Here is a 13,434-nt window from a genome sequence, read left to right on the forward strand (position 1 = left end):
TAAAAAACGTAAGCGCCATAAAATGGCTACCCACAAACGTAAAAAACGTTTAAGAAAAAACAGACATAAAAAGAAATAAGCTATTTTAGCTTGCTTACCTGCTTCTTTACAAGAGAGGCAGGTAAATTTTTTTTGTTTTTGTTTTACCTTTTTGCGGCCACGCCGCAATATAAGAAATGGAGTAGCAGTTGGTAAAAGAATTAATTATCGATTCATCCCCAAACGGGGCTACTATTGCCTTATTACAGGATAAACAACTCGTAGAACTTCATAAAGAGCAAGCCAGCAATAATTATACTGTTGGTGATATATATCTCGGGCGGATCAAAAAGATTATGCCGGGGCTTAATGCTGCCTTTGTGGATGTAGGCTACGAGAAGGATGCTTTTTTGCATTACCTTGATCTGGGCCCACAGGTACAAAGCTTATTAAAACTAACCAAGCAGGTACGCGGAGGTAGTTATCAGGCTAAATTGCTTGATAATTTTAAAGCCGAAGCCGACATCAGCAAATCGGGTAAAATATCCGAAGTGGTTACTAAAAATCAGCTTATACCGGTACAGATCGCTAAGGAGCCAATTTCAACCAAAGGCCCCCGCCTCAGTTCCGACCTGTCTATAGCTGGCCGGTATGTGGTGTTGGTGCCCTTCTCAGAGGCTATTTCTATCTCTAAAAAGATAAAAAGCAATACTGAGCGTACGCGGTTGCGCAAAATTGTAGAAAGTATTAAGCCAAAGAATTTTGGCGTAATTATCCGTACAGTTTCTGAAGATAAAGGCGTAGTAGAATTGCAAAAGGACCTGCTCGATTTAGTATCGAAGTGGGAAACTTTTATTACAAGGCTGCCGGCAACGGAACCTTCTAAGAAGATCTTAGGCGAGATCGATCGTACATCAACGCTATTGAGGGATATTTTAAATCCCGATTTTCAGCATATTTATGTAAACGATAGTTCGATATACGAGGAAGTGCGCTCTTATGTGCGCGACATCTCACCCGATCTGGAGAACATTGTTAGGTTACACAAGCACAAGGAACCCATTTTTGAACACTATGGTGTTGAGAAACAGATTAAATCTGCCTTTGGTAAAACTGTAAACCTGGCTGGTGGTGCTTATTTAGTTATTGAGCACACCGAAGCATTGCACGTTATCGACGTAAACAGCGGTAACCGTACAGCCAATAAAGAAAACCAGGAGGAAAACGCTTTCCAGGTTAATAAAGAAGCCGCACGCGAAATTGCCCGCCAGCTTAGGCTGCGCGATATGGGCGGTATTGTGGTGATTGACTTTATTGACATGCACAAGCCAACAAATCGTAAAGATTTGTTCGACTACCTGCGCAACGAAATGGCGCACGACCGTGCAAAGCACACTATTTTGCCGCCAAGTAAATTTGGGTTGGTACAGATCACCAGGCAACGCGTTCGCCCGGAGATGAACATTGTAACCAGCGAAGTTTGTCCGGCATGCCATGGCACAGGCGTAATCAGGCCAAGTATTTTGCTGCTGGATGATATTGAAACTAATTTCAATTACATACTGGTTGAGCAAAACGAGAAAAGCATTACATTATGTGTGCACCCTTACATTGAGGCATACATTAAAAAAGGAATTTTTACCCGCCAGATTAAATGGTATTTTAAATATGGCCAGTGGATAAAGGTGAAGAGTAATCCCGCCTACCAGATCACGGAGTTCCATTTCTTCAACACGAAAGACGAAGAAATTAAGTTATAATTTGTTGATTCTGGCATTTGCCGATGAGATAATAGAAAGAGGCTGATAGTGATATCGGCCTCTTTTGTTTTGTATATATTCGATTTTCGTGGTATTATTCAATTATATTACTTCACCAGGGTGTAATTAAATCCTGTTTAGTTAAATCTTTATCTGTAATGCGCAATCCAAAGCCTGGAAAATTTGTTTTGTATCCATTATTTGATTGATATTAGAATATGAAAAATACAAGCTTAGCAATAGGGATTGATGTGGGTGGTACAAATACTAAATATGGTATTGTAAATCACCGGGGAGATATTTTGGAAGAAGGTGAAATGAAGACCGCCGAATTCCCAACCATCGAATCCTTTGTCGACGGCTTGTACGATCACTTGAAGTCTATATTGGATAAATACAACAAGGATTGCAACATTAAAGGTATCGGCATTGGTGCACCCAATGGCAATCATTTTACCGGCTGTATCGAAAATGCAACCAATCTGCACTGGAAAGGTATAGTACCTATTGCCAAGTTGGTTGGTGAGAAATTTAAGCTTCCTTGCGTTTTAAATAATGACGCCAAGGCGGCGGCACTTGGCGAACTTAACTTCGGCGCAGCCAAGGGCATGAAAGATTTTATTATGATAACCCTTGGCACTGGCGTCGGCAGCGGTATTGTGGTTAACGGCGGCCTATTGTACGGCGATAAAGGTAATGCAGGCGAGCTCGGGCATACGATAATCCGTCCGGGTGGCCGTCTTCATTGGTCTACCGGGTTAAAAGGCACGCTTGAATCTTATTGTTCCGCTACCGGTATAGCCATTACGGCGGTAGAAATGAAAAAGGATTCGAAAGAAGATACCCTGCTTAAAAATTACGACGACAAGGACATTACCTCAAAAGTGGTTTACGAATGTGCTACCAAAGGCGATGCACTGGCCAAAAAGGTTTATGAATTTACGGGGCAAATTTTGGGGGAAGCTCTATCTAACTTTGTAATGTTTTCGTCGCCCGAAGCTATTATACTTTTTGGCGGTGTAATACAAGCTGGCGATTTGCTGATGGCTCCGACTAAAAAGGCAATGGAAGAGCATTTACTGATAACGTTTAAGGGGCAAGTCCAACTATTGTTTAGCGAACTGCGCTTTGCAGACGCCGCTATATTAGGGGCCAGCAGTTTGGTTTGGGGATAATTATAAACACGTGCACAAAAAAATTGGAATTATCGGCGGCCTAAGCCCCGAATCAACCGTATCATATTACCTGTATATCACTCGCAAATATGTGGAGCTGTTTGGCGATTACTCATACCCCGAAATACTGGTCTACAGCGTGAATCTGGAAGACTACCACACCTGGCGGGATGAGAACCGCTGGGATAAGATAGAAGATGATATGGTACGCATTGCAGATTTGCTTAAGAATTCCGGAGCTGATTTGGGGCTTATAGCCACTAATACCATGCACAAGGTTTTCAACGGGGTTCAAAGTAGAACTAATTTAGCACTGATTCATATTATGCAACCGACTATTGAAGAGATAAAGAAGTCGGGAATCAAAACTATTGGGCTTCTGGGAACACGTTTCACCATGGCTGAAAGCTTTTATAAAAACGAATTGTTAGCGAATGGGCTTAATCCGCTTGTGCCCGATGAAAGCCAACAAGCTATTGTTCATCAGATTATTGTAGATGAATTGGTGCGGGGTGTGTGTAAGGAGGAGTCTAAGAAACAATATCTACAGATTATCGATGAGCTGGTTGCTCGTGGTGCAGAGGGCGTCATTTTAGGATGTACAGAGATTCCGTTATTGATCGGCCAAAAAGATTGTAGCGTTCCGGTATTCGATACAGCTATTTTGCATGCTGAGGCAGCTTTGCAACAAGCTGTTTCGGAGGCTTAAGTTTCAGCCCAAAACAAAAACATAGCATATCTTCTTTATCAAATTAAAATAAAGAAGATATGTCATTTGACCAGTACCACGAACCACCAGAAGAACTATCGGCAGAGACCCGCACCTTTGCCCGTATGATCACCTCACTTTGCGAAGAGGCCGAAGCCATTAGCTGGTACGAGCAACGCATTGCCGTAGAAAAAGATAAAGACGCCAAAGCCATTATGCAAAACGCCCAGCAGGAAGAGTTTAAACACTTTGGCATGGACCTCGAGTTCCTGCTTCGCAAAAAAGATGTCTGGCGCACTACCCTTAAAGCCATCTTATTTAAAAAAGGCGACATTGTAGAGTTGGGCACTAAAGGCGAAGAAGCGGCTGAAGAATAGAGCTAGGCAGCATTGCCTGATTACGTATGGTGTGAGTTTTGTAATAATTTTTTAGGCTAACCTAAGGCTCAACCTAAAAGCACATCTTTGCACTCCATTTGATTGCACTTATACATGACCAGGCAACGCTACTTTTTTCTGATTCTCATACTGGGCTCATTAGCCACGCTGGGGCCGTTTTCTATAGATATGTACCTGCCGGGTTTCCCGGCTATTGCAAAATATCTGCATACCACTACGGCACAGGTATCACTATCATTAGCCAGTTTTTTTGTAGGTATCTCGGCCGGGCAGTTACTTTATGGCCCGTTGCTCGATCGCTTTGGCCGTAAAAAGCCATTATATATCGGCCTCACCTTATACATCATAGCATCGGTTTGTTGTTTGCTGGTTAAGAGCATCGAGGCGCTTATCATTTTGCGGTTTGTACAGGCTATAGGCAGTTGTGCAGCAGCAGTTGCCTCGGTGGCTATGGTGCGCGACTTGTTTCCGGCTAAGGACAACGCTAAAGTATTTGCCTTGTTGATGCTGGTGATCAGTGCTTCGCCTATGCTGGCGCCAACAATTGGTGGATACGTAACTGCGGCGTTTGGCTGGCAGTGGGTATTTATTACCCTGGCCGCTATAGCTGCGCTAATGTTGATAGCGGTGATATTCAGTTTACCCGAAAGTTATAAACCCAACCCAGATTTTTCCTTAAAACCCAAGCCTATCATCCAAAGTTTTTTATCCGTAATTGCAGAGCCACAATTTTATACTTATGCCATATCGGGGGCCTTTGCCTTTTCAGGTTTGTTTGCCTATGTGTCGGGATCGCCATTGGTGTTTATGGATGTATTTAAGGTTAGTGGCACAACTTACGGTTGGATATTCGCCATATTATCGGTAGGATTGATCGGCGCAGGGCAAGTGAACAACGTGCTGTTAAAGCGCTTTAAAAGCGAGCAGGTGGTGCCGGTTGCCATTGTTGCGCAGGTGATTATCTCCCTTGTGTTTTGTGCAGGGGCCGAAAGTGGCTTTTTCGGTATGTATGGCACCATAGTGATGATATTTTTATTTCTGTGCTGCGTTGGGCTTACCAACCCTAATGCGGCAGCTTTATCTATCGCACCATTTTCGCAAAATGCGGGTACGGCTTCGGCTTTGATGGGGGCTTTACAGTTGGGTATAGGGGCTTTGGCTTCAGCAGGGGTAAGTATGTTTAACAGCTATTCTGCTTTGCCCATGGCCGCCATTATGGGCATCACATCTATAATTGCAGCACTGGTTTTATTCATTGGCCGCAGGAATATTAAGCATCATTTTGTGCCCGATGCGTCCGAAATGATGGCAGCGCACTAAGGCTACTTTAGCGCGTCGAAACTGTATTTGGCGTCGCTCCAAAACTCGTCGAGCGCGATGATGCGGGGTTTAAAAAACGAGATCAGTTTAGGCCAGTCGTTATTTTCGAACACGTTTACGGGACCGACATCTTTGGAGATACGGCTGATAGTTTTGCCATACTCATCGGTGGTGTGTAATTGCCATTCCCATTCTTCGCCAAGGTAACTGTGAAGGATATTTTTGAGTTCCAGAAATTGCTCGAAGAACAGTTCCTGGATACCGGCATCGGGGTGTGTGATCTCGATACCAATGCTGGCCGAACGCTTATCGGCATGCATACGAAAGTACAGGTTCTTGATTCCGGTTTTATAATTTATCCAGTTAACCCTCATACCTTCGGCCGAAAGCTGGGGCGAAATATATTGCCCGAAAGCAGTCCAGAAAGCCTGTTTAAGTTGCGATGCCTGATCTTTAGAATACATGTATAGCCTTGTTCCTGGCTGCAAAAATCCGTAATTATTTCGAGGTTTTTAAGGTGGGAGATAACACCAACTTTAGGCTGAGGTTTAAGGCGCTATTTTACGCCGCACAGTGGTGCATGGTGCAAAGTTCCACATGCACCACTGTGTTCCTACTTAAAAGTCATTTTTGTTTTTATGTTGTTGATTTATAAATTTTTACGATTTTCTTTGGCGTCCCCTAAAATAAAAATGCACCACTTTGTATGACTTTTAAGTCTTTTTCGCTGTCAATGTCTCGCCAGCGGATGTTTGGAAGAGAATGCTATGGATGGGAAGGTTGGTGGCGACATCAGCCTTGCGTCAAATATCGTAATGCCGAATAGGACACACCCCATGAATGCTACTGCAAATTGCAATACCCTCGCTTCCCCTCTCGAGAGGGGAATTTTAGTGCCCCCAAGTTATCACAGACTTTAATTAGGGGTTTGTTCTGTAATTGTTGCCTTATCTCGATTCTTGATTCCCGATTCTTGGCTCTCTTCACACAATCATCGTTCTAAACGTCAAATTCACCCTTGGCGTACTCACCTTTTTAGTCTTGGGCAAGGCGTGTAGCCAATTAGTTTGGGTGCTGCCTTTCATAACCAACAAGCTCCCGTTGGCTAACATTACCTCTACAGGCTGTTTGCTGACTTTATGTTTTAGCATAAATTTTCGCTCGGCTCCGAAGCTTAATGAGGCAATTGTGGTATTGCGTCCTAAAGAGCTTTCATCGTCGCTGTGCCAACTCATACCCTCGTCGCCGTTGTGATATAGATTTAGCAGGCAGGAGTTAAATACTGTGCCGGTAAGCCGCTCAACCATTATCTTTAGTTCTAAAAGTTCTTTAGTCCAAAGAAGTGCTTGCTTGGTAGTGTTAGAGTAAGTGTAGGCATAGTTGGCATTACCATACCAGGCCGCTTTACGTTTGGTAATAAAATGCTTTCCGAAAATAATAGCCTCATCGTTTTTCCAGGCAATGGTGTCAAGCAATATCTGCAAATAACGGCTTGCCTCGGCAGGAGGCATAATGCGCCCATAGTAATTTACCTCGCCATCATAGGGCAATAAATTGTTATTAGTTGCGGTATTAAAGAGGTCCATCAGCTTAACGCATCGTGAAAAATAATTCCTAAGGTATGGCGTTCGCCGGTATGAAGCTCGCTTACACCGTGTTTCATATTTACGCGATAGTAACCCTTACTGCCTTTAACCGGGCGAAAGTTAGTAGTAAATATCAATATGTCGCCGCGCTTTGGTTTTAGCACAATAGCTTTAGATTGAGCCCTCGGTATCTGCTCTGTCAGTACAAATTCGCCGCCGGTGTAGTCGCCACCGGGTTCGTTTAAAAAAAGGACTAGCTGCATGGGGAAGTAGATATCGCCATACAGGTCCTGGTGCAAGGTATTAAACCCTCCCTCATGATATTTTAATATCAAAACAGTGGGTTTGGTTTGTCCGGCTTCGTGGCATTGTGCTTTTAGCTCGTGATGTTGCAGCGGAAACGTTTTGTCAATATTTAGCACCTGCATCCAAAGGTTGGCTACCTTGGCCAGGTGCGGGTAAACGGTTTCGCGGATCTGGGTTATCAGGTCGGGCAGCGGGTAATTAAAATATTTGTACTCGCCTATGCCGAAGCGGTAACGTTCCATAACAACGGTTTTACGGTAGTTATCAGGTGCGTTGTAGCCTGCAATCAGGTCTTCACACTCGGTTGGGGTAAGTATATCTTTTAGTATGGCGTAGCCTTTATTATTGAGGCTACTGCTTGCATCGGCCCAGTCTTTTTCCTGTAACCTTTGGATTATGTTGTTCATGTGGTAAGTTTTTTTGATTTGCCTGTGGTTGGCAGGATACGATGATAGGTATTCGAGAGATTTCAATTCCCTCCCAAGGGAGGGAATCGCACTTTCCCTTTGCCGCTCTGAATGACAATTGAATTTTGGCTTTTTTCTGTTTGATTCTCACCAACCATTTACATCGTCAGTGCCCTGGCTGCTTCCCAGCCTATCATAGCATTCTTACGGCCGTTGCCCCAATGGTATTGGCCAATCTCGCCCGTTGATTTAATTACCCGGTGGCAGGGGATCAGGAAAGCAACCGGGTTATCGCCCACGGCCGAACCCACAGCGCGGTAAGCGTTAGGATTCTGCAATTCGCCGGCTATGTTACCATAAGTGGTTAAGCCGCCGATAGGTACTTTAAGTAAGGTTTCCCATACTTTTATCTGGAATGGTGTGCCTTTGAGGTGCAGTTTTATTTCGTTCAGCTTGCTCCAATCCTGCGTAAAAATAAAGATGGCGTTTTGTTGTATCTGGTCTAATACCTGGTGATACGTGGCATTTGGGAATCTGTTTTGTAATTGGGCAAAAGCTTCAGGATAGCTCCCATCGGCAAAAGCCATATAACAGATGCCTTTGTCTGTTGAGGCCACCAGCAGGGTACCGAACGGGCTTTCGGCAAAACTGTAGTTGATGTTCAATTGTTCGCCGCCGTTCTTGTATTCGCCCGGTGTCATACCTTCTATTTTCATAAACAGATCGTGTAGGCGGCCTGTGCCCGATAGGCCGGTTTCATAAGCAGTTTCAAAAAGTGATGCCTGTTTATCTTTCAAAATACCCTTGGCATGTTCTACGCTTATGTATTGCAAAAACTGCTTGGGAGTTACGCCCGCCCAGTCTTTAAACATGCGCTGAAAGTGGAACGGACTGAGATGAACGTGTTCGGCGGCCTCCTCTAAAGTGGGCTGGCGTTTATAGTTGAGCCTGAAAAATTCAATGGCTTCGGCTATGCGGTTATAATCAAGTTCTTGCTGCGTTTCCATAATTTGTTAACGTTTAATGATACAAAAGTACCCGGCAAATGGATGGCATAAAACCCGATTCTTGCTTTGTTGAAGGTAGCGAAAATCGGTTATAACACCAACTTGGCGGTTAGCTGGGCAATTGTTAAATAAGGTTAAATAACGCCTTATTATTTGTATCCCGTTACCTATTTGGCTAAGTTGCATTAAACCTTAAACTACTCATTATGAATAAGATATTTTGCATTTTATTCACCTGTTGTATGGCGCTTTTTGCATGCAGTAGCCACCATACGGCCGTTAAACCTAAAATTGCTAACAACGGCGTAAACATTGCCTATATCGACACTGGCAAGGGCGATACTACCCTGCTGTTTGTACATGGCTGGTGTATAAATAAAGGCTACTGGCATAACCAAACCGATTACTTCAGCAAAAACTACAGGGTTGTTGCTATTGATTTGCCAGGCTTTGGCCAATCGGGTAAAAACCGGACAGATTGGAGTCCGCAGGCTTTCGGCAAAGATGTAAATGCAGTGATGACCGAGCTTGATCTTAAAAACGTGGTATTGATTGGCCACTCTATGGCCGGAGACATCGTAGTGCAGGCAGCAGCTAATGATCCTAAGCGCGTAATAGCCCTGGTTGGTGTTGATAATTTTAAGTACGTAGGCATAGCGCCACCACCTACCGCACAGGCAAATGAAGCTTACGATAAGGCCATAGATAGCTTAAAGCACCACTTTACGGCCATTGCTACCGAATATATTAACGAACAATTATTCTCGAAGTCTACGCCGGATAGCATCAAAAAGCGTGTAATTAATGGCGCGCTAACCTGCGATAGCTCCATTGCTGCAGCTTGTATGCAACGCAGCGATTTGGATGATGCTACCGAGATTAAGAAAGCGGGTAAGAAACTATATCTCATCAACAGCGACCCATCTCCTACGGCAGTTGCAGGTATGCAGAAAAAGCAAATCCCCTTCCGGCTGTTTACTATTAAGGGCACAGGGCACTACCCTATGTTAGAGGCTCCTGCAGAGTTTAACCGCGCGTTGGCACAGGCAATTAACAGCATGCATGTGGGCAGTTAAACAATCTTGATATTGTATTTAACCAGCAAGCCATGTATGCCCTGGGTTGCGAATATGGCTTTTTTAAGCGTGTTCAGTTCGGGATCTAGCGTGTAATTGTATGCGGTGGTAAAATTTACCGAACTAAGATCGGTGCCATTGAAGACGGCATTCTCCAGATTGGTTTGATCAAAAACAGAACCTGTGAGTATCGCCCGGCTAAAACTTACCTCTTTTAAAGAGCTGTTTACAAAGCTGGTTTTCACCATTTTTTTACCCATAAAAGAGGCGTAGTCCAGGATGCAATCTTTAAAACTTACGCTGAACAAAAAGTCCTGGCACTCGCTGAAGTTTACGCCCAGTATTTTGCAGTTCTTAAACTCAGCATTGCTAAGGGATGAGCCGCCAAGTTTCATCATCGAAAGATTACAGCCCTCGAACACGCAATCCAGAAATTTATTATGCAGAAAATTACTGTTAGAGAAGTCGCACTTTTTAAACGTGCAGCTTTGAAACTCTCGGCCTTTAATCGTTTTATCGGCGTAAGTAATATCTTCAAAAACCTTATCGTCGTGCGTTAATTGTTCCATTTATGCCCTCTTTAGCGGCAAAAATAACATTATAGCCTATTTGGTGTAACGCTAAGCGGCAATTAAATTTATGCCTGCCCACGTTAGCAGGCAGGCACAAAAGGGAATTAATTAACGGCTGATTTACGCAAGCTTTTACTTAGACTGATAACCGCCAATAGATAATAAAAAGCGCCGAAACCGGCATATCCGGCCAGGTTGATAATACCCATATTGGGCGAATGTGCCATGGCAATAAACGATACACCGGCAATTACTGATTGCCCGCCGCTTATGATCATAGGCCACTGGCCGCCCAGCAATTTCCTGCGGCGTAAGCCGAGCACTAATTGTATAGCGCCTGTGAGTATTGCCCACGCACCAAACACAACCAATGCGTCTGCAACGCTGTTACTAACGGCAATTGCTACCGCTACGGTTGTGATAATACTTATTACAGCATTCACATACTGGGTGGTTACCGGTCCGTTATTCTTATTTGCCTTAATGTCAAAATAGGTTCCTATAACATCCCAGGCCGGATAAATTATTAACAGGACAGTAGCAATAAGCGGCGAAGTTTTAACAAAGGCTATTACGAGTAAAAGCCAGGTTACAGAAAATATGGTACGTGTAATATACAGCGAACGCAATGCGCGTGCTGTTGTAATTTGTGGGCTGGTGGTTTCTTTAGTGGTTAACATTTTGCTTTGATTTATGTGATTTGATAAAGCAAAGTTGCAAACCATTGCAAACCGAAATTTTAACTTAGGTTAAAATTAAAGGGCCATTTGTCAGCCGGTAATCCTATTTACGCTGTTTTTTGTTGCAGCCGTTTTTTAATGCGTGTTAACGATGGATTTTTGATACCCAGATAAGACGAAATCTGGTAAGCAGCAACCCTGTTAATAATGTTAGGGTGCTCATTTATCATTTTCAGGTATCGCTCTTCGGGGGTATTAAACAGAAACTCTTCGGTGCGCGATTGCGAATAATTAAAAAACAGCTCAGCCAGCAACCTGCCGAATTTTTCCCAACCGGATGACGTGGTATACAGGTATTGCAGATCGGTATAAGAGATAGATAGAATTTCGGAATCTTCCAGCGCCTCTATAAAGTAGTAACAGGGGTACTGCGTAATAAAACTACGAAACGATACCAGGAACTGATTCTCTGAAAAGAAGTACATGTTTTTCTCTTCCTGGGTTTTAGGGTGTACATAGTATACCCTGAAAATTCCTTTAACGATCAACGCCAGGTCTGTGCATACAAAGCTTTGCATATTAAAGAAATCGCCTTTGGCAATTTTGCGCAGTTTCCAGAAGTGCAAACTGGCTACAATATCGTTTTCGGTTAATGCGGCAAAGTTCTTCAATACATCATTCAGTACTTCCTGCTTTTTCATAATCGTAAAGATATTACAACGCACCTGCAATGCACAAATTACCGGTATAATAGTTAACACTATGTCTAATAAAGCGGGGGGCGTTAGTGTCTTTTGTCGATCTTCAATGGATAATTTTTTGCGCCCATAAAAAAATATTAAAACTAGTTGATTATCAAATAATAAAAGTATATTTAATTCCCCTTTTTGCTATTGGCCTAAACATTCCGTTTTCTGACGGAGATATTTAAGCGCGTTCCGATAATCATTCAACCTTATCATGAAGAGAAATAATTTCACCCGATATTATCGTGTGTATAAAAATAGCACTAAAGTAATAGAGGTCTCCACTAACGACCTTCGTCCGCTAAAAATCTACGCTACCCCTACAAAAAGATGGGCAGGCCCGCTTCTTGACGTTTTATGCTCTATTCCATCTTACTATAGTTTGCCGCCCGACAATGAGATGTACTATGGATACACCTGTAAAGCAAAGGCTATGGAAATGGCAAAAGCAGGAGCAATGAAATACATCGAACGAAAGATAAAAGACATTGAGAAGGGAATTGGCCAGCTAAAACAATATCCATTAGACCGCAATGCCGATTTTAATATCAGCTTGCTCGATGCCAACGTCCGCAGGCTGAAAAGCAAAATTAGCGGAACATAAAACGCAAAAGCAACGACGAAAAGAACGGTATTCAAGTTTATAAATGTCGGTCTAGGCGCTAATTAAGTGGTTTTTTACTCTATTTTTGTGTATCAACCAACCGCCCATTGCTATGCCTGTCAACAAGAATATTAAACAATTAATTATCTGGGCGTTATTAACCAACATGCTCATACTGGTGGGCCTCGGTAATGGCACTGGCTTTATGGTTATTGTAGAGGCCATTTTACTGCCTTTGATATTGAAGAGCGGTTTATACTTCGCGCTTACCGATAGCTATACACAACTACTACCCACTGCTGCTTTATTTTCGTTAGTTGGACAAGTGTTTTTGGTGCTTGGTTTCTTCAAAAAGCGCGGGCTAACTCAGGGGACTTTAACTTTCATAGGGCTTTTGCTCATGTATGCTGGCCTTGCTTATTTAACAGCAAACGCTAAGAACGATAATGAATCGCTTACCGGCTTGGTTACGGCCGTGCCTTTTGCATGTGTATCTGTACTGTTGTTGTATCATATTGTAAGCAGTAACGCTTATCGGTTTGATGAATTGCTTCGGGGCGACGGTAGTTATACTCCCTAGTTTTCGGCATCTTATTTGCCTGTTAATAAGTGATTTATTAAATTAGGTAACCTAAATTATTATTATGAAATATGCTTCATTAATAATTGTTTCGCTAATGCTTGCCGCATGTGAGCAACACGACACCAGAACCGAAACCAACGCCCGCAACGAGCAAGCTGCCAGAGGCATGTTTGACGCGTTTAACCAACACAGCTGGGATAAAATGGCTGGCTATTATGTTGATACCGCGCGATTTTTAGATCCATCCTTCGGCCAGCAATATGTTGCCAAAACCCGTAAAGAAACTGCCGCTAAGTACAGGCAGATGCAGCAAATGTTCCCCGATATTCATGATGAGCTTAAATCTGTAACCGCAAGCGGCGATAAGGTATTCGTGGAGTTTGTATCGAGTGGCTCGGCAAAAGGCCAAAAGTGGACCTTACCAATCTGCACCATACTTACTTTTAAAAGCGGGCTGATTATAAGCGACGCAACTTACTACGACAATAGCATGTCTAGCGCTGAGTAACAGTTTGTTATCCAAAAA

At 43.2% G+C, this 13,434-nt stretch carries 16 protein-coding genes; 9 read left to right on the forward strand and 7 right to left on the reverse strand.

Translation table 11 applies throughout. From position 1 onward, the window contains the following. Positions 1–188: 188 nt before the first annotated feature. The 5 genes from GSY63_RS09635 (at position 189) to GSY63_RS09655 (ending at position 5,341) form a co-directional block, all read left to right on the forward strand. Positions 189–1,739 carry an Rne/Rng family ribonuclease gene (locus tag GSY63_RS09635; protein ID WP_166585572.1) on the forward strand — a complete coding sequence of 517 codons (1,551 nt, stop codon included), beginning with the start codon at positions 189–191 and terminating at the stop codon, positions 1,737–1,739. A 218-nt stretch (positions 1,740–1,957) separates the two neighbouring features. Then, positions 1,958–2,914, forward strand: coding sequence for an ROK family protein (locus GSY63_RS09640; RefSeq protein WP_166585573.1), 957 nt, complete (start codon positions 1,958–1,960; stop codon positions 2,912–2,914). 10 nt (positions 2,915–2,924) lie between these two features. Further along, complete coding sequence (locus GSY63_RS09645; RefSeq protein ID WP_166585574.1) at positions 2,925–3,623, forward strand: aspartate/glutamate racemase family protein; 699 nt, start codon at positions 2,925–2,927, stop codon at positions 3,621–3,623. Positions 3,624–3,682: 59 nt separating this feature from the next. Then, positions 3,683–4,000, forward strand: a complete 318-nt coding sequence (locus tag GSY63_RS09650) for a ferritin family protein (RefSeq protein WP_166585575.1) — start codon at positions 3,683–3,685, stop codon at positions 3,998–4,000. 114 nt (positions 4,001–4,114) lie between these two features. Beyond that, positions 4,115–5,341: a multidrug effflux MFS transporter gene (locus tag GSY63_RS09655; protein WP_166585576.1), complete on the forward strand. Its 1,227-nt coding sequence runs from the start codon at positions 4,115–4,117 to the stop codon at positions 5,339–5,341. Between the two features lie 2 nt (positions 5,342–5,343). Here GSY63_RS09655 and GSY63_RS09660 read toward each other — a convergent pair whose 3' ends face one another. The 4 genes from GSY63_RS09660 to GSY63_RS09675 form a co-directional block, all read right to left on the reverse strand. Then, positions 5,344–5,805, reverse strand: coding sequence for a DUF4268 domain-containing protein (locus GSY63_RS09660; RefSeq protein WP_166585577.1), 462 nt, complete (start codon positions 5,803–5,805; stop codon positions 5,344–5,346). A gap of 519 nt (positions 5,806–6,324) precedes the next feature. Beyond that, positions 6,325–6,927 (reverse strand): alpha-ketoglutarate-dependent dioxygenase AlkB family protein, encoded by a 603-nt coding sequence (locus GSY63_RS09665; protein WP_166585578.1) that lies wholly within the window; start codon positions 6,925–6,927, stop codon positions 6,325–6,327. Continuing rightward, the gene (locus GSY63_RS09670; protein ID WP_208094504.1) at positions 6,927–7,640 is read right to left on the reverse strand and encodes a 2OG-Fe(II) oxygenase; all 714 of its coding nucleotides are present in this window, start codon (positions 7,638–7,640) and stop codon (positions 6,927–6,929) included. The genes GSY63_RS09665 and GSY63_RS09670 overlap by 1 nt, the downstream gene beginning before the upstream one ends. 158 nt (positions 7,641–7,798) lie before the next feature. Beyond that, positions 7,799–8,647: a methylated-DNA--[protein]-cysteine S-methyltransferase gene (locus tag GSY63_RS09675; RefSeq protein WP_166585579.1), complete on the reverse strand. Its 849-nt coding sequence runs from the start codon at positions 8,645–8,647 to the stop codon at positions 7,799–7,801. Positions 8,648–8,853: 206 nt separating this feature from the next. On the opposite strand from GSY63_RS09675, the gene GSY63_RS09680 reads away from it, so the two are divergent. Next, a complete protein-coding gene (locus GSY63_RS09680; RefSeq protein WP_166585580.1) occupies positions 8,854–9,723 on the forward strand; it encodes an alpha/beta fold hydrolase in 870 nt (289 codons plus the stop codon). On the opposite strand, the gene GSY63_RS09685 is transcribed toward GSY63_RS09680, so the two are convergent. The 3 genes from GSY63_RS09685 to GSY63_RS09695 form a co-directional block, all read right to left on the reverse strand. After that, positions 9,720–10,292: a pentapeptide repeat-containing protein gene (locus GSY63_RS09685; RefSeq protein WP_166585581.1), complete on the reverse strand. Its 573-nt coding sequence runs from the start codon at positions 10,290–10,292 to the stop codon at positions 9,720–9,722. The two genes, GSY63_RS09680 and GSY63_RS09685, sit on opposite strands and share 4 nt — an antisense overlap. A gap of 107 nt (positions 10,293–10,399) precedes the next feature. Next, complete coding sequence (locus GSY63_RS09690) at positions 10,400–10,975, reverse strand: DUF308 domain-containing protein (protein ID WP_166585582.1); 576 nt, start codon at positions 10,973–10,975, stop codon at positions 10,400–10,402. Positions 10,976–11,082: 107 nt separating this feature from the next. Then, on the reverse strand, positions 11,083–11,676 hold the full coding sequence (locus GSY63_RS09695; RefSeq protein ID WP_166585583.1) for a Crp/Fnr family transcriptional regulator: 594 nt from the start codon (positions 11,674–11,676) through the stop codon (positions 11,083–11,085). A 259-nt stretch (positions 11,677–11,935) separates the two neighbouring features. On the opposite strand from GSY63_RS09695, the gene GSY63_RS09700 reads away from it, so the two are divergent. The 3 genes from GSY63_RS09700 to GSY63_RS09710 all read left to right on the forward strand — a co-directional run bounded on the left by GSY63_RS09700 (position 11,936) and on the right by GSY63_RS09710 (position 13,416). Then, a complete protein-coding gene (locus tag GSY63_RS09700; protein WP_166585584.1) occupies positions 11,936–12,325 on the forward strand; it encodes a hypothetical protein in 390 nt (129 codons plus the stop codon). A gap of 112 nt (positions 12,326–12,437) precedes the next feature. Continuing rightward, positions 12,438–12,905 carry a hypothetical protein gene (locus GSY63_RS09705; RefSeq protein ID WP_166585585.1) on the forward strand — a complete coding sequence of 156 codons (468 nt, stop codon included), beginning with the start codon at positions 12,438–12,440 and terminating at the stop codon, positions 12,903–12,905. Positions 12,906–12,969: 64 nt separating this feature from the next. Continuing rightward, positions 12,970–13,416: a nuclear transport factor 2 family protein gene (locus GSY63_RS09710; RefSeq protein WP_166585586.1), complete on the forward strand. Its 447-nt coding sequence runs from the start codon at positions 12,970–12,972 to the stop codon at positions 13,414–13,416. The last annotated feature ends 18 nt before the right edge of the window (positions 13,417–13,434 follow it).

Origin of the sequence: Mucilaginibacter agri (assembly GCF_009928685.1) — a bacterium.
Classification (GTDB): Bacteria; Bacteroidota; Bacteroidia; order Sphingobacteriales; family Sphingobacteriaceae; genus Mucilaginibacter; species Mucilaginibacter agri.